This window comes from Pseudomonas sp. AK106 (genome assembly GCF_053903055.1).
The window spans coordinates 3,609,920-3,626,579 of sequence record NZ_CP096426.1; the positions used below are offsets into that span (position 1 = coordinate 3,609,920).

Below are 16,660 nucleotides of genomic sequence, written 5' to 3' on the forward strand. Positions count from 1 at the left end.
AACGTAATTTGAGTTTGCAGAAGGGTCAAGCTATAAAGCAGCCTTTCCAGACCGGGGGCCTCCCTTCCATGACCGACGATTCCACCCCCGCCACCGCGCCGCGCCAGCAGAAAGTCCAGTCGGCTGAGGTCGGCGTCGGCATCCTCAAGGCGCTGGCCGAACTGGCGCCTGCCACGTCACTGTCGAAACTCGCCGAATACGTCGGCATGCCGGCCAGCAAGGTGCATCGCTACCTGCAAGCGCTGGTGGACAGCGGTTTTGCCGAACAGGACCCGGCCAGCAACCATTACCGTCTGGGGCGTTCGGCGCTGCAGGTCGGCCTTGCGGCGTTAAGCCAGCTGGATGTGCTGAAGACCTCTGCCCCGGCCCTGATCGCCCTGCGCGACGAACTCAACGAAACCTGCTTTCTGGCCGTGTGGGGCAACAAAGGCCCGACGGTGGTGTACGTCGAGCAGTCGCTGGGGGCGGTCACCCTGGTCACGCAGATCGGTTCGGTGCTGCCGCTGCTCGGTTCGTCCACCGGGCTGGTGTTCGACACCTTTCTGTCGCCGACCGAAACCGCCGCGTTGAGAGAGGCGGAATCGGCTTCGTTGAATGCAGCGCAGTTGAAGGAGATCGATCGGCACGTCCACGAAATCCGCAGCACCGGGGTGCATCAGATTCACGGGATGTTGATGGCCGGCGTCAACGCGGTGTCGTCGCCGGTGTTTGCCATGGGCAACAAGCTGGTGGGTGTGGTGACGGTGGTGGGTTCGGCGTCGGTGTTTACCGATCAGCGCCAGGCGACGGCCGCGCAGAAACTGCTGCAAACGGCACAGGCGATCAGCGCGCGGATGGGTGGGGAAATGCCGCGGCTGGAGTGATTGGTCAGGATCACAAAGGGCAGGACCGCGCTCCCACTGACGGACCGCGTTCCTCGTGTAGGACCGGCTTTAGCCGGGAAGACGTCGGCGGTTACGCCACAAAATTGAGGGTGTTCAAACCGGCCCCTTCCCGGCTGAAGCCGGTCCTACAGACATATCGCGTGCACCAAATCGGGCTGCGTACTTCAATCCACCGCCAACACTCCCCTGCGCACTTGATCGCGCTCGATCGATTCAAACAGCGCCTTGAAATTGCCCTCGCCGAAGCCATCGTCGCCCTTGCGCTGGATGAATTCGAAGAACACCGGCCCCATCAGGGTTTCCGAGAAGATCTGCAGCAGCAGACGCTGACTGCCGCCTTCGGAGTTGCCATCCAGCAGGATCCCCCGCGCTTTCAGCTCATGCTCGGGCTCGCCGTGGTTGGGCAGACGGCCTTCGAGCATTTCGTAGTAGGTGTCCGGCGGCGGGGTCATGAAGCGCATGCCCAGCGCCTTGAGCCGGTCCCAGGTGTCGATCAGGTTTTCGGTGAAGAACGCGACGTGCTGAATCCCCTCGCCATTGAACTTCATCAAAAACTCTTCGATCTGCCCGGCGCCCTTTGAGGATTCCTCGTTCAGCGGGATGCGGATCATGCCGTCCGGCGCGGTCATCGCTTTCGAGGTCAGGCCGGTGTACTCGCCCTTGATGTCGAAATAGCGCAGCTCGCGGAAGTTGAACAGCTTCTCGTAGAAGTTCGCCCAATAGGCCATCCGCCCGCGATAGACGTTGTGGGTCAGGTGATCGATGAATTGCAGACCGGCGCCCTTGGGGTGACGGTCGACGCCCTCGAGGTACACGAAGTCGATGTCGTAGATCGAGGTGCCTTCACCGAAACGGTCGATCAGGTACAACGGCGCGCCGCCAATGCCCTTGATTGCCGGCAGGCGAAGCTCCATCGGCCCGGTGCCGATTTCCACAGGCTGGGCGCCGAGTTCCAGCGCGCGCTTGTAGGCCAGTTGCGAATCCTTGACCCGGAAGGCCATGCCGCACACGGAAGGACCGTGCTCCGCAGCGAAGTAGGACGCTTCGCTGTTCGGCTCGTTGTTAAGGATGATGTTGATCGCGCCCTGACGGTAGAGCGACACGTTCTTGGAGCGGTGATGGGCGACTTTGGTGAAGCCCATGATCTGGAACACCGGCTCCAGCACGTTCGGGGTGGGCGAGGCGAATTCGATGAATTCAAAGCCCATCAGGCCCATCGGGTTTTCGTAGAGATCAGTCACGGTCTTGCTCCTGCTAAATAGTGAGAGGCACAGCGGCTCGAATCACGATTCAGCGGGTGGCGCGCAGGAAATCCCCCGCACGCTGCGGGCGAGAAAGTCGCCGAAGATCAATTGCAGACCGAAGCTTTTCATGGGGGAAAGATTACTCCGGCTTGTCCGATTGCGCATCGGGATGGGCGGCCTGAAATGCCGGATGCTGCAACGCCAGCGCTTCGACCCGGCAAATGCGTGGATACGGAGTCATGTCCACGTTGAAGCGTCGCGCCGCATAGACCTGGGGCAACAGGTGCACATCGGCCAGGCCAACCGCGCCAAAACAAAACTCAGCGTCGCCAATCAGGGCCTCCACTGCGGCGAAGCCTTCGCCGATCCAGTGGCCGATCCACGCCGTCACATCGCCTTCGTCGTGACCCATGCCGCGCAGGCGGTTCAGCACCGCGACGTTGTGCAACGGATGAATGTCGCAGCCGATCAGCGCGGCGACCTGCCGATGGCGCGCGCGGTCGAGCAGCGCGTCGGGGAGCAATGCAGGTTCAGGGCATAATTCTTCGAGGTATTCGATGATCGCCATGGACTGGATGATCACCTCGCCGTCGTCCAGCCTTAAAGAGGGGACGCGGCCCTGGGGGTTGATCACCAGATAATCGGGCGTGTGGTGTTCGCCGCCGTCACGGATCAGGTTGACCGGCAATGCGTTGAACGCGAGACCTCAGCGCCAGGGCAATGCGCACCCGGTAGCTCGAGGTCGATCGGTAGTAGGTGAAAAGATCCACGGGAATGGCCTGTTATTGTTGTTTTGGTTTTCACTACGGCGTAAGCGACTTACGCAATGCGTAAGCTGCGGCAATACGGGATGGGTGTCAAGCCAAGGTCCACACGCGTAAACCTCCCGCGTGGCTCAGGCCCAGCCCTCCAGTCGCAGGGTGGCGCGCACCAGCCGTTGCTCCTCGCTTTCGATCTCCCGCAGGTTGTCGCAGATGTTCTGGATATGCGCCACGGCCGCTTTGCGCGCCTGCTCAGGCAACCGCCCGGTCACCGCGTTATAAAGCCGAGCGTGATGGCGATCGATCTGCCGCTTCTGGGCGTCACGGTGATAGAGGTTGTTGACCGAGGCGAACACCGTGTTCAGCAGCAGATCCGTCAACGAACGCAGGGTCTGCACCAGCACCGGGTTGTGTGACGCTTCGCAGATGGCCAGGTGAAACGCATGGTCGAGCCGCGCGTGTTCGGACGCGGGCAAGGGGTGATCGTGGCCAGCGACCAGTGCGTCGTAGGCGCGGGTGATCAGCACAAAATCCGCGTCAGTGCCGCGCAGCGCCGCCAGCCGCGCAGACTCCCCTTCCAGCAGGCTGCGCACCTCGAACAGGTCATACAGCGTGCGCGGCTGGGAGGCGAACAAGTGCATCAGCGGCGAATTGGCGGTCAGCCCGAGCCCGCCCATTTGCGCGACGAACGAGCCCTTGCCCTGGCGGGTTTCGATGATGCCCCTGGCGCGCAGCAGCTGCAGGCCCTCGCGCAGGGCGGTGCGCGACACACCGAGCTTTTCGGTCAGCCGCCGTTCGGAAGGCAACAGCTGACCGACTTTGAGCACTCCATCGACAATCAGCCGCTCAATGCGCTCGCTGACCACATCGGCGACCTGCTGCGGGCGTTGGGCTTGAGTGGTTTGCATGGTTCGGACTTCCTTGAGTGCTTTAAAAGACTGGGCCAGACACACTGGGCACTGGTATGACCACGGGCAACCCTAAAAATGACGAACACCGCGTGCCGAGCTATCTCACTGATAAAAAAGGCAATTGGCCGAAGATTTCATCACCTCTCTTCAATAAACTGGTTCGACCACCGCCCCACCCGGTAGACACTAAGCCCCGCTGAGCCAATGATGCAAGCCAGCCATTCACGTTCCGTCACGGAACGGGCCTCCAATAAAAACAAGACAGGGTTGCGAACCCATCATGAATATCCTGTACGACGAACGCGTCGACGGCGTCCTGCCGGTCATCGACAAACAACAGCTGCTGCACGCGCTGCAATCCCGCCTGCCTGATCTGGACATCCTCCACCGCGAGGAAGAACTGCGCCCCTACGAATGCGATGGCCTCTCCGCCTACCGCACGACGCCGATACTGGTGGTGCTGCCCCAGCGCATCGAGCAGGTGCAGACGCTGCTGAAGGTCTGCCACGAGCGCGGCGTGCCGGTGGTGGCGCGCGGTGCCGGGACCGGACTGTCCGGCGGCGCCCTGCCCCTGGAAAAAGGCGTGCTGCTGGTGATGGCGCGCTTCAATAAAATCCTGCACATCGACCCTGCCGGGCGCTATGCCCGCGTGCAGCCCGGCGTGCGCAACCTGGCCATCTCCCAGGCCGCCGCGCCCTACGACCTCTATTACGCGCCTGATCCCTCCTCGCAGATTGCCTGCTCCATCGGCGGCAACGTCGCGGAAAACGCCGGCGGCGTGCATTGCCTGAAATACGGCCTGACCGTGCACAACCTGCTCAAGGTCGACATCCTCACGGTCGAGGGCGAGCACATGGTGTTGGGCTCTGACGCGCTGGATTCACCGGGCTTCGACTTGCTGGCGCTGTTCACCGGTTCCGAAGGCATGCTCGGCGTGATCACCGAGGTCACCGTCAAACTGCTGCCCAAACCCCAAGTGGCGCGGGTGCTGCTGGCCGCCTTCGACTCGGTGGAAAAAGCCGGGCGCGCGGTGGGTGACATCATCGCCGAAGGAATCATCCCCGGCGGCCTGGAAATGATGGACAACCTCGCTATTCGCGCCGCTGAAGACTTCATCCACGCCGGCTACCCGGTCGACGCCGAAGCCATCCTGCTGTGCGAACTCGATGGCGTGGAAGCTGACGTTCACGCCGATTGCGACCGGGTTCGCGCCGTGCTGGAAAACGCCGGCGCCACCGAGATCCGCCAGGCAAAGGACGAAGCCGAACGCGTGCGCTTCTGGGCCGGGCGCAAGAACGCTTTCCCGGCGGTCGGTCGGCTGTCGCCGGATTACTACTGCATGGACGGCACCATCCCGCGTCGGGAATTGCCCGGCGTGCTGCAGGGTATTTCCGCGCTGTCGGAAGAATACGGCCTGCGCGTCGCCAACGTTTTCCACGCCGGCGACGGCAACATGCACCCGCTGATCCTCTTCGATGCCAACCAACCCGGTGAACTGGACCGCGCCGAAGCATTGGGCGGAAAGATTCTGGAGCTGTGCGTGAAGGTCGGCGGCAGCATCACCGGCGAGCACGGCGTGGGCCGCGAGAAGATCAATCAGATGTGCGCGCAATTCAACAGTGACGAGCTGACGTTGTTTCACGCGGTAAAAGCCGCGTTCGATCCGGCCGGCACCCTCAACCCCGGCAAGAACATCCCCACCCTGCACCGCTGCGCCGAATTCGGTGCCATGCACGTGCACATGGGCAAGCTGCCCTTCCCTGAACTGGAGCGTTTCTGATGGATGCCCAACGTCAGCCAGCCTTCGTGGCCCAGGAGCGCGATGCCAGCGACGCACTGCTGGAACAGGTCAATCAGGCGATTCAGTCCGCCCTGCCGCTGCGCATTCAAGGCGCCAACAGCAAGGTATTCCTGGGTCGTGAGGTGGCCGGTGACGTGCTCGATACGCGCATCCACAGTGGCATCGTCACCTACGACCCAACCGAACTGGTGATCACCGCCCGCGCCGGGACGCCGTTGTCGGTGCTGAATGCCGCGCTGGAAGACGCCGGTCAGATGCTGCCCTGCGAGCCACCCAGCTACAGCGATGGCGGCGCAGGTGATGGAACCGTCGGCGGCATGGTCGCCGCAGGCTTGTCCGGGCCACGCCGTCCATGGTCAGGCTCGGTGCGGGATTTCGTCCTTGGCACGCGGGTGATCACAGGTCTCGGCAAGCATTTGCGTTTCGGTGGCGAGGTGATGAAAAACGTCGCCGGTTACGATCTGTCACGCTTGATGGCGGGCAGTTTTGGCTGCCTGGGCCTGATCACCGAAGTCTCGTTGAAAGTCCTGCCCAAGCCGCGACTGTGCACCAGCATTGCGCTGGAAATGGACAGCGCCACCGCCCTCGCCCGCTTGGCGCAATGGGGTCAGGAACCGCTGCCCATCAGCGCCGCCAGCCATGACGGCCGCGTGCTGCGCTTGCGTCTTGAAGGCGGCGAAGGTTCGGTCGCGGCGGCCCATGAACGCCTGGGCGGCGAATCCATCGACCCGGCTTATTGGCGCGCGCTCAACGAACACCGCCTGGAGTTCTTCACCGATGGGCGGCCGCTGTGGCGCCTGTCATTGCCCGTCAGCACGGCGGCGCTGGACCTGCCGGGGGATCAATTGATCGACTGGGCCGGTGCGCAACGCTGGTTGAAATCCGACGCCAGCGGCAGCGAGATTCGGCGGATCGCCAGCGCTGCAGGTGGTCACGCCACCTGCTTCAGCCACGGCGTCGACGACAGCCCTTTTCAGCCGTTGGCCACGCCCTTGCTGCGCTACCACCGCCAGCTCAAGGCGCAACTTGATCCGCACGGAGTTTTCAATCCGGGCCGAATGTACGCGGAGATCTGAACCATGCAGACGACCCTGAGCGACCACGCCAAGAGCCTGCCCCGTGGCGAGGAAGCGGAAAGCATTTTGCGCAGCTGCGTGCACTGCGGTTTCTGCAACGCCACCTGCCCGACCTATCAGTTGCTCGGCGACGAACTGGATGGACCGCGCGGGCGCATTTACCTGATCAAGCAAGTGCTGGAAGGCAAGGAGGTCACCGAGAAAACCCAGTTGCACCTGGATCGTTGCCTGTCCTGCCGCAACTGTGAAACCACCTGCCCCTCCGGCGTCGACTACCACAACCTGCTGGACATCGGCCGGGAGGTGGTCGACGCCGCCGTGCCGCGCCCCCTCGGCCAGCGTCTGCTGCGGGACAGCCTGCGGGCCGTGGTGCCAAACGCCGGCCTGTTCAAATCCCTGACCCAGTTGGGCAATTCCTTCAGGCCCCTGCTGCCCGGCGCATTGAAGACCAAGCTGCCGGGCAACATCCGCCCCGCCAAGGCGCGGCCGACCCGGCAGCATGCGCGACAGATGTTGATTCTCGAAGGCTGCGTGCAACCCGGTTTGTCGCCCAACACCAATGCGGCCACGGCGCGTGTGCTGGATCGGCTGGGCATCAGCATCACATCCATCGCCCAGGCCGGTTGCTGCGGCGCCGTGGATTACCACTTGAACGCCCAGGAACAAGGCTTGCAGCGCGCACGTCGGAACATCGACGCGTGGTGGCCGAGCATTCAGGCCGGTGCCGAGGCCATCGTGCAGACCGCCAGCGGTTGCGGCGCCTTCGTCAAGGATTACGGCCACCTGCTGCGCAATGACCCGGCTTATGCGCAAAAAGCGGCGGCCATCAGCGAACGCACCTTGGACCTGGTTGAAGTGCTGCGCGCCGAACCCCTTGAACAGCTCGGCGGTTGCACGCGCCAGACCCTGGCCTTCCATTGCCCGTGTACGCTGCAGCACGCGCAGAAACTCGGCGGCGCCGTTGAGTCGGTGTTGACCCGATTGGGCTTCAACCTCACACCGGTGCCCGACAGTCACTTATGCTGCGGCTCGGCCGGCACCTATTCGGTGACTCAGCCAGTGCTGGCGAAACAGCTGCGTGACAACAAAATGAACGCGCTGGAAAGCGGCAACCCGGACGTGATCGCGACGGCCAACATTGGCTGTCAGACGCACTTGGCCAGCGCCAACCGCACGCCGGTCAAACACTGGATCGAACTCATCGAGGACGCCTTGCCTCCAAGTTGATTGCAGGCGCCCTGGCTCCGTATCAGACGCACACTCATGACACCCTTTGCCTTCAGGAGAACTGCATGAAAACCAAATCCGTACTGACCCAGACCGAAGTCACCCAGATCCTCGCCGCGGCACGCACCGAGGCGCAGAACAACGGCTGGGCCGTGTCCATCGCCGTGACGGACGACGGTGGTCACCTGCTGGGCTTCGAGCGCCTGGACGGCTGCGCGCCGATTGGCGGGTACATCGCCATCGAAAAAGCGCGCACCTCGGCGTTGGGTCGTCGTGAATCCAAGGGTTACGAGGAAATGGTCAACGGCGGGCGTACCGCCTTCGTCACCGCGCCACTGCTGACGTCGCTGGAAGGCGGCGTGCCGGTGATCATCGACGGAGAGACTATCGGCGCGGTAGGTGTGTCCGGCGTCAAAGCCGACCAGGATGCGCAAGTGGCCAAGGCAGGGGTGGCGGCGGTGAGCGCGCAATAACGCCCGCCGCGACCGCCTGCCGCAACGCTGCAAACCCAATTCATGATGGAGACCGAGATGACCGAGTTCGTCAATTGCCACAACCTTAAAGTGGCGGCCAACCTCAAGCGCTTTGTCGACGAGGAAGTGATTCCCGGGACAGGCCTGACCCCGGAGCTGTTCTGGGCCGATTTCGACTCGCTGGTCCACGACCTCGCCCCGGTCAACCGCGAACTGCTGAAAGAGCGCGACCGCCTACAGGCTCAGCTGGATAAGTGGCACAAATCCAACCCCGGCCCGGTCAACGACATGCCGGCATACATCGCCTTCCTCGACAGCATCGGCTACCTCAAGCAGGTACCGGCGCAGGTCCAGGTGTCCACCAACAAGGTGGATATCGAAGTCAGCGAACAGGCCGGCCCGCAATTGGTGGTGCCCGCTGCCAACGCCCGTTACGCCCTTAATGCCGCCAATGCGCGCTGGGGTTCGCTGTACGACGCGCTGTACGGCACCGATGCCATTTCCTCGGCGAACGGCGCCGAGATCAAAGCCGGTTACAACCCGCTGCGGGGCGAGAAAGTCATCGCCTTCGCCCGCGCCCTGCTCGATGAAGCCGCGCCCCTGGCCACCGGTTCCCACGTCGGCGCCAAGGCCTACGCGGTGGACAGCGGCGAATTGCTGGTCACCCTCGCCGACGGCAGCCCGTCGCGCCTTGCCCAGCCCGAGAAATACGTCGGTTATCAGGGCGAGCCGCGCCAGCCGAATGCGATCCTGCTGAAGAACAACGGCCTGCACATCGAAATCCAGATCGACCCCGCCAGCCCGATCGGTGGCACTGACCCGGCCGGGATCAAGGACCTGCTGCTGGAAGCCGCGCTGTCGACCATCATCGACTGCGAAGACTCGGTCGCCGCCGTCGATGCCGACGACAAGCTGGTGATCTACCGCAACTGGCTGGGCCTGATGAAAGGCGACCTGACCGAAGCGCTGGTCAAGAACGGCAAGACCATCACCCGTCGCCTGAACGCCGACCGCCAGTACACGGCCGCCGACGGCAGCGCGATCACCCTGCACGGGCGCTCGCTGCTGTTCATCCGCAACGTTGGCCACCTGATGACCAACCCGGCGATCCTCTACGACGGCAACAAGGAAATCCCCGAAGGCATTCTCGACGGCGTCATCACCAGCCTGATCGCCTTGCACGACTTGCATAACCGCACCAACTCCCGCGCCGGCAGCGTCTACATCGTCAAACCGAAGATGCACGGCCCGGACGAAGTGGCGTTCGCCAACACGCTGTTCAGCCGCATCGAAGACGCGCTGAAGATCCCGCGCAATACCCTGAAGATGGGGATCATGGACGAGGAGCGGCGCACCAGCGTCAACCTCAAGGCGTGCATCGAAGCGGCATCGTCGCGGGTGGCATTCATCAACACCGGCTTCCTCGACCGCACCGGCGACGAGATGCACAGCTCGATGGAAGCCGGGCCGATGCTGCGCAAGGGCGACATGAAAGCCACGCCGTGGATCAAGGCGTATGAGCGCAATAACGTGCTGGTCGGCCTGGCTTGCGGACTGCGCGGCCGTGCGCAGATCGGCAAGGGCATGTGGGCAATGCCGGACCTGATGGCCGACATGCTCGAGCAGAAGATCGCGCACCCGAAATCCGGCGCGACCACCGCGTGGGTGCCTTCGCCAACGGCGGCCACCTTGCACGCGCTGCACTACCACAAAGTGGACGTGAAAGCGGTGCAGCAGGAGCTGGAACAGGTCGACCTGGACAGCATCAGCGAAGACATTCTGCTGGATCTGCTGAGCATTCCGGTCGTCGAAAAGGCGGAGTGGAACGAGGATCAGATTCGCGAGGAAGTTGAAAACAACGCCCAAGGGCTGCTGGGTTATGTGGTGCGCTGGGTGGAGCAAGGCGTTGGCTGTTCGAAGGTGCCGGACATCCACAACGTCGGCCTGATGGAAGACCGCGCGACGCTGCGTATTTCCAGCCAGCACATCGCCAACTGGCTGCGCCACGGCGTGGTCTCCGAGGACTACGTGAAAGATGCATTGAAACGTATGGCCAAGGTGGTCGACCGGCAAAACGCCGGGGACTCGGCCTACACGCCAATGGCCGGCAATTTCGAGAAGTCAGTGGCCTTCCAGGCCGCCAGCGCGCTGGTGTTCAAAGGCCGCGAACAGCCGAGCGGCTACACCGAACCGCTGCTGCATGAGTTCCGCCTCGCATTCAAGAAGGAGCATTGATCCAAGGGTGCGAGCGAGCTACGTGCTCTCCCGCACCACCAGTTCAAACCCCAGATCCACCTGCGCCTCTTGAACCGTGCCGTCCAGCAAGCCGAGCAATAATTGTGCGGCGCGCTGGCCGACCTGTTCGCGCGGGGTGCGGATGGAGGTCAGGCGCGGCACCATGTGCGCCGAGCCCGGCAGGTCGTTGAAGCCGATCAGCGACACCTGCTCCGGAATACGAATGCCCCGCCGCAGGGCTTCCAGCGATGCACCCTGGGCCAGGTCGTCATTGCAGAAAAACACCCCGTCGACGTCCGGGTGCGTTTCCATCAAACGGGCGAACAACTCACTCCCCAAACCGATGGACGACGGCAGCGGCGACGCCAATTGCAGCGCTTCGTCATACAGCCCTTCCTGCTCCAGCGCGCCGCGAAAACCTACGCCCCGTTGAATCACCCGTGGATCCAGCTGTGCCGACACATACGCCAGCCGCCGCCGGCCGCGGCTCAACAGATGCCGCGCCGCCTCGGCACCCGCCTGTTGCTGGGAAAACCCCACGCAGGGCTCGGCACGGGTCGGGTCCAGCTCCATCATGTGCACGCAGGGCACGCCACTGGACGCCAGCAACTGCTGCGCCGCCACGCTGCGATCAAACCCTGTCAGCAGAATCCCCCGCGGCCGGTGGGACAGATGACTGCGCAGCAGGTTCTCTTCTTCTATAGGCGAGTAGTGATAGTTACCGATCACCACTTCAAGCCCGCGCGGGCGCAGAACCGTTTGAATCGCTTCAAGGGTTTCGATGAACAACTGGTTGGACAGCGACGGCACCAGCACCACCACCGACTGACTGTGCGAAGACGCCAGCGCCCGGGCGGCAGGATTGGTGACATAGCCTAGACTCAGCGCAGCAGCGCGGACTTTTTCCACCAGCTCCGGCGCCACAGTGGCCACGCCACGCAAGGCCCGGGACGCGGTAATCGGCGAGACGGCGGCCAGTTTGGCGACTTCGTTGAGGGTGGGACGACCGGTGGAGCGGGAACCAATACGTGTCATGCGTTGCCAACTGATTGGAAGAAAGCTGCGGGGGTTGCGATTGTGTGGGATGGGCTCTAAGGTAGCGCTATCTCACGGAGGCCCGCAACTTTTCGATCGATTCCACGACCGGGTTTTGCATCTCATGGATCAGCGAGATACCCATAACAATGACTACACCTGGAAACAGTCTCGCCGGACTTGCACACCATTCGGCGAAGACAGCGCTGTCTCCGGGACGAGGTTTTTATGACTACTGCTCCACATGCTATTTCCGCCATCGTGGTAATGGGTGTTTCCGGCTGCGGCAAGAGCGCCGTCGGCGAGGCCATCGCTAAAAACAGCGGCGGCCGCCTGATCGAGGGTGATGCGTTCCATCCTCAAGCCAACATCGACAAGATGAGCGCGGGCCATCCCCTTGACGACAACGATCGCGCCGGCTGGCTGACCCGCCTCGGCGAAGAAGTTGCCGCCGCTGTAAAGAAGGGCGAAAAGCCCGTCCTGACCTGCTCCTCCCTCAAGCTTATCTACCGTGAACGTCTGCGTGCAGCCGTGCCGGAGTTGGGCTTTGTGTTTCTGGAGCTGACCAAGGAACTCGCCACCGAACGCTGCTCCCATCGCCCGGGCCACTTCATGCCGGCCAGTCTGGTCGACAGCCAGTTCGCGACCCTCGAGCCTCCGTATAACGAGGACCGCACACTGGTGGTGGACGCGACCCAATCGATCGAGACCATCGGTAAGGAAGCAGCCACATGGTGGAGCGAGTCTGGCTCCGAGGCTCAAACCCCATCTGTCACCGCGCGCACCGGCTCTTGATCCTCGATCAGGCGTGAGCGGCAAAGGTAGCGCTGTCTCTGATGACGCTGCCCTTGCTTCACAGGGCAGAGAGCGACAGCGTCAAGCAGCAGCTCCAAAAAAACAAAATACAACGGAGAGACACCCCCATGTTCGGTATGACTCAAGACACGTATCTGCTGGTCGATGCGTTGGTGACCATCATTGGCCTTGTGCTTCTGATCACCAAGTTCAAAGTCCACCCCTTTATTGCATTGACCATCGCTGCCGGTTTTCTCGGGCTGACCTCCGGGATGCCGGTCGACAAAGTGATGAAATCGTTCCAGGACGGTTTCGGCGGCGTGCTGGGTTTCGTCGGCATCATCCTCGGCCTGGGCACCATGCTCGGCAAGCTGATGGCCGACTCCGGCGGTGCTGACCAGATCGCCCAGACGCTGATCCGTCGCTTCGGCAAGGACCGCGTGCACTGGGCCATGATGTTTTCGGCGTTTCTGGTGGGCATCCCGCTGTTCTTCGAAATCGGCTTCGTGCTGCTGATCCCGCTGGTGTTCATCGTTGCCCGTCGCAGCGGCGTGTCCATCGTCAAGATCGGTATCCCGTTGCTGGCCGGTCTGTCGGCCGTCCACGGTCTGGTGCCGCCGCACCCGGGTCCGTTGCTGGCGATCGGCATCTTCAACGCCGATATCGGCAAGACCATTTTCTACGGTCTGATCGTCGCGTTCCCGACCGCCATCATCGCCGGCCCGATCTACGGTAAATGGATCGCCAAGCGCATTCCGGGCAACCCGTCGAAAGAGCTGATGGACCAGATTGCCAAGGAATCGACCAACGACAACCTGCCAAGCTTTGCCATCACGCTGGTGACCATCCTGCTGCCGGTGTTCCTGATGCTGCTCAAGACGTTTGCCGACGTTGCGCTGCCAGCCGGTCACATCTTCCGCATCTGGATGGACTTCATCGGTCACCCGATCGCTGCTCTCCTGTTCGCCCTGCTGCTGGCGTTCTACACCTTCGGTTCGGCCCGTGGCTTCAGCCGCGATCACATCATCAAGCTGCTCGACCAGAGCCTGGCCCCAGTGGCCGCGATCGTGCTGATCGTCGGCGCCGGCGGTGGCTTCAAGCAGATGCTGGTGGACAGTGGCGTCGGTAACCTGATCGGCCACATGGCCGTTCAGGCGCAGATCTCGCCGATTCTGCTGGCGTGGCTGGTGGCTGCAGTGATCCGTATCGCCACCGGTTCCGCGACCGTCGCGACCATCACCGGTGCCGGGATCGTCGCGCCGGTGGTTGGCATGATCCCGGGCGTGAACCGCGAACTGCTGGTTCTGGCAACCGGTGCCGGTTCGCTGATTCTGTCCCACGTGAACGATGCGGGTTTCTGGCTGGTCAAGCAGTACTTCAACATGACCGTGGCTGAAACACTGAAAACCTGGACCGTGATGGAAACCATCCTGTCGGTGGTGGGCATCATCCTGATCATGCTGCTGTCGCTGGTCGTCTGATGCATTGATCGCGGCATATTGACGCGGCCATGCCCCCCTGTTGCATCCATGCCCACCCCCGCGGTGGGCATGTTATTTCAGCCCTCCTCGCCCCCTTCCGCTCCTATCCCGATGTCGACGTCCGAGTCTTCAGGTCTGATAAACCGGGGCTTGATACAAAACCGTTCACACATCCCGTCATCAATTCGATTAAAGTTACGGCGTTTTGCCGGTACTCATTTCGGAAGTCTCCTACACTCCTTTCTGAGAACTCGTACGGGGCAATCTAATGAAAATTTCATCACCGGCCCGCATGAGTTCTTTGCAATAAAGGCTAAAGGAGTGTGGAATAGGCGCCGCGCGGAATCCGGCTATCAAACGATGGCCGATTTGCACGGGAATTTACCGCCAGTATCAGGCAAGATTCCCCTGCCGTTCGACCCAGGAGCGGCGCTAACTGTGACAAGACGATGAACCTGGGGAATTAAAATCGTACCAATGGCGTCATACTGATGAACGCATTTGGATGCAATCGGCAATCACCACCACCCAAAGGCTCACGCCAGCCTCCCGGTAGAGGCGCTTCATGAGGCCATCAAGGAAAAGATTATGTTGATACTCACCCGCAAAGTCGGCGAAAGCATAAACATTGGTGACGACATCACCGTTACCATTTTGGGCGTTCAGGGTCTCCAAGTCCGTCTTGGCATCAACGCTCCGAAAGATGTTTCAGTGCACCGCGAAGAAATCTACAAGCGCATCAAGGCCGAGGCTGCACCCGACCAGGATCCGCAATAAACTTTCCGGTTTATGCTTATTCGATTACTGTCAGCGGCCACCCGGTGCTGACAGATCGGCGACGGCGACTGACCAGACGCCGTTTTTTTTCGTCTGAACTTTGGATCCATCGAAGTCGCCCCCGCTGATAACTAAGCGCGAGCGAACACACAGATCCAGCGTATTGGGCGATGCACTTCCCGATGCCGCGACAAGTTGTCAGGCATCCGGAATCGCCAACTAAAAACGGCCGACCTCCATAAGAGATCGGCCGTTTTAGTTGCTGAGTCGTTTGACCCGATCAGCCTGAGGTATTCAGGTGGCTGGCGATGGTGTCTTTGGCCTGCAGCCTTTTTTCCTTGAGCTTCTTCAACTCATCGTCGGGAATATCGCCCGCCTCTTCGGCGGTGACAATATGGATGTCCAGCTCATTGTAGTGCTCGACCAGGGCATTGAGCTTCGCGTCGGTGCCCTTGCGCTTGGCGAGCTCGTCTTTGGTGATGCTCAGGTCCGCGTACAAATCGTGCTTAACCGGCATGGGATGCCTCTCCTCTGATGACTGACGTAAGAATGTTGAGGGTAGCCCAGCCTAAAGGTTCGGCGTTTTTGTCGATGTGAATAACGCGTTTTGGCATGCATGATCCTGCGCAACGGGCTACGGTGTCTCTCCAGCCCTTTTATGCCACTTCAAGGATCGACCATGACCTCACCGTTTTCCCGCTCTCTTCTCGCCAGCGCGCTGGCGTTCGGCATCGCCTTCTCCGCGGCAGCGCCTGCCTTTGCCGAGCCCAATAAACAGGTTCAGGCGGATGCCGAGCAATCCAAGGACGACGCGCTGAAGCTGCTGGAACAATTGGTCAATATCGATACGGGCTCCGGCTACGAGCCGGGACTGACCCAAGTGCGTGACATCGTCGTCGCCCAGCTCAAGGCGCTCGGTGCGACCATCGAGATGATCCCCAACACCGCGCCGGACAAGAGCCAGCATGTGGTCGCGACGCTAAAAGGGAGCGGCAAGGCGAAGATACTGCTGATGGCGCACATGGACACCGTGTTCAAGGAAGGTTCCGCCGCCGCCCGACCCTTCCACATCAAGGACGGCCGTGCGTACGGGCCAGGGGTGATGGACGACAAGGGCGGCATCGTTGCCGGCCTTTACGCGCTGAAGATTCTGAAGAAGCTCGACTTCAAGGACTACGCGCAGATTACCTTCCTGCTGGACGCCAGCGAGGAGACCGGTTCCGCCGCCGCCACCGCGCTGATCCAGAAGGTCGCCAAACAGCACGATGTGACCCTGAACCTGGAGCCGGGGCGCCCCGCCGACGGTCTGGTGATCTGGCGCAAAGGCAGCGCCACCGCAGTGGTTGAGGTAAAAGGCAAGGCGTCCCACGCCGGCGTCGCGCCGGAACTGGGACGCAACGCGGCCATGGAGGTGGCGCATCAGATTCTGCAACTGGGCAAGCTGGGCGACGCCGAGAAGAAGACCACGATCAATTTCACCGTGCTCAGCGCCGGCGATCGCACCAACGTCATCCCCGATCAGGCCACCGCCAAGGCCGATGTGCGCGCCGCCGTGCCGGAAGAGTTCGACCGCATCGAGAAGGATCTGGCGCGGGTGTCGGCTGACAAGCTGATCCCGGACACCCAAGTGACCACCCGCCTGGAGCGCGGTTTGCCACCCATGCCGCAGACGCCGGAAACCGACAAACTGGTCGATATCGCCCAGGGCATCTACGGCGAGATCGGCCGCAAACTGACCATCGAAGGCAGCGGCGGCGCGGCCGATGCGAGCCTCTCGGCCGGGGTCGGCGTGCCAACCCTGGATGGCTTCGGCATCGTTGGCGGCAATATTCACACGCCCGAGGAATACGCGGAAGTCGACAGCGTGTCGCCGCGCATCTACCTGCTGACGCGGATGATCATGGAGCTGGCGACGCACACTCCGGGCAAGTGACCGACGCCTGGTCGCCTCTCGGGCAAA

General features: G+C 62.0%; 14 protein-coding genes and 1 pseudogene. 10 read left to right on the plus strand and 5 right to left on the minus strand.

The annotated features are described in order from the left end of the window. The first annotated feature begins 68 nt into the window (after positions 1-68). A complete protein-coding gene (locus M1E04_RS15865; protein WP_369319357.1) occupies positions 69-863 on the plus strand; it encodes an IclR family transcriptional regulator in 795 nt (264 codons plus the stop codon). A gap of 185 nt (positions 864-1,048) precedes the next feature. Here M1E04_RS15865 and hppD read toward each other — a convergent pair whose 3' ends face one another. The 3 genes and pseudogenes from hppD to glcC form a co-directional block, all read right to left on the minus strand. Beyond that, positions 1,049-2,125 (minus strand): 4-hydroxyphenylpyruvate dioxygenase, encoded by a 1,077-nt coding sequence (gene hppD / locus M1E04_RS15870; protein ID WP_065989542.1) that lies wholly within the window; start codon positions 2,123-2,125, stop codon positions 1,049-1,051. A 142-nt stretch (positions 2,126-2,267) separates the two neighbouring features. Next, a pseudogene (gene maiA / locus M1E04_RS15875) lies at positions 2,268-2,898 on the minus strand (maleylacetoacetate isomerase). Between the two features lie 125 nt (positions 2,899-3,023). Continuing rightward, complete coding sequence (glcC, locus tag M1E04_RS15880; protein ID WP_192134293.1) at positions 3,024-3,797, minus strand: transcriptional regulator GlcC; 774 nt, start codon at positions 3,795-3,797, stop codon at positions 3,024-3,026. A 283-nt stretch (positions 3,798-4,080) separates the two neighbouring features. Between glcC and glcD the strand changes: the two genes are divergently transcribed. The 5 genes from glcD to M1E04_RS15905 all read left to right on the plus strand — a co-directional run bounded on the left by glcD (position 4,081) and on the right by M1E04_RS15905 (position 10,612). Then, positions 4,081-5,580: a glycolate oxidase subunit GlcD gene (gene glcD, locus M1E04_RS15885; protein ID WP_456291680.1), complete on the plus strand. Its 1,500-nt coding sequence runs from the start codon at positions 4,081-4,083 to the stop codon at positions 5,578-5,580. Then, on the plus strand, positions 5,580-6,677 hold the full coding sequence (glcE, locus tag M1E04_RS15890; protein ID WP_456291681.1) for a glycolate oxidase subunit GlcE: 1,098 nt from the start codon (positions 5,580-5,582) through the stop codon (positions 6,675-6,677). Before glcD ends, glcE begins: the two co-directional genes overlap by 1 nt. A gap of 3 nt (positions 6,678-6,680) precedes the next feature. After that, positions 6,681-7,904: a glycolate oxidase subunit GlcF gene (gene glcF, locus M1E04_RS15895; protein ID WP_456291682.1), complete on the plus strand. Its 1,224-nt coding sequence runs from the start codon at positions 6,681-6,683 to the stop codon at positions 7,902-7,904. Between the two features lie 65 nt (positions 7,905-7,969). Further along, a complete protein-coding gene (locus M1E04_RS15900; RefSeq protein ID WP_065989530.1) occupies positions 7,970-8,377 on the plus strand; it encodes a heme-binding protein in 408 nt (135 codons plus the stop codon). Between the two features lie 57 nt (positions 8,378-8,434). Beyond that, on the plus strand, positions 8,435-10,612 hold the full coding sequence (locus M1E04_RS15905) for a malate synthase G (RefSeq protein ID WP_410929549.1): 2,178 nt from the start codon (positions 8,435-8,437) through the stop codon (positions 10,610-10,612). Positions 10,613-10,630: 18 nt separating this feature from the next. On the opposite strand, the gene gntR is transcribed toward M1E04_RS15905, so the two are convergent. Beyond that, positions 10,631-11,647: an HTH-type transcriptional regulator GntR gene (gene gntR / locus M1E04_RS15910; RefSeq protein ID WP_065989526.1), complete on the minus strand. Its 1,017-nt coding sequence runs from the start codon at positions 11,645-11,647 to the stop codon at positions 10,631-10,633. A 267-nt stretch (positions 11,648-11,914) separates the two neighbouring features. Between gntR and M1E04_RS15915 the strand changes: the two genes are divergently transcribed. The 3 genes from M1E04_RS15915 to csrA all read left to right on the plus strand — a co-directional run bounded on the left by M1E04_RS15915 (position 11,915) and on the right by csrA (position 14,700). Further along, on the plus strand, positions 11,915-12,442 hold the full coding sequence (locus M1E04_RS15915) for a gluconokinase (RefSeq protein ID WP_369319398.1): 528 nt from the start codon (positions 11,915-11,917) through the stop codon (positions 12,440-12,442). A gap of 128 nt (positions 12,443-12,570) precedes the next feature. Then, positions 12,571-13,923: a GntP family permease gene (locus tag M1E04_RS15920; RefSeq protein ID WP_065989522.1), complete on the plus strand. Its 1,353-nt coding sequence runs from the start codon at positions 12,571-12,573 to the stop codon at positions 13,921-13,923. Positions 13,924-14,511: 588 nt separating this feature from the next. After that, a complete protein-coding gene (gene csrA, locus M1E04_RS15925; RefSeq protein WP_065989520.1) occupies positions 14,512-14,700 on the plus strand; it encodes a carbon storage regulator CsrA in 189 nt (62 codons plus the stop codon). Between the two features lie 280 nt (positions 14,701-14,980). Here csrA and M1E04_RS15930 read toward each other — a convergent pair whose 3' ends face one another. Next, the gene (locus M1E04_RS15930) at positions 14,981-15,217 is read right to left on the minus strand and encodes a DUF465 domain-containing protein (protein ID WP_456291683.1); all 237 of its coding nucleotides are present in this window, start codon (positions 15,215-15,217) and stop codon (positions 14,981-14,983) included. 162 nt (positions 15,218-15,379) lie between these two features. Between M1E04_RS15930 and M1E04_RS15935 the strand changes: the two genes are divergently transcribed. Then, positions 15,380-16,633 carry a M20/M25/M40 family metallo-hydrolase gene (locus M1E04_RS15935; RefSeq protein ID WP_456291684.1) on the plus strand — a complete coding sequence of 418 codons (1,254 nt, stop codon included), beginning with the start codon at positions 15,380-15,382 and terminating at the stop codon, positions 16,631-16,633. Positions 16,634-16,660: the final 27 nt, after the last annotated feature.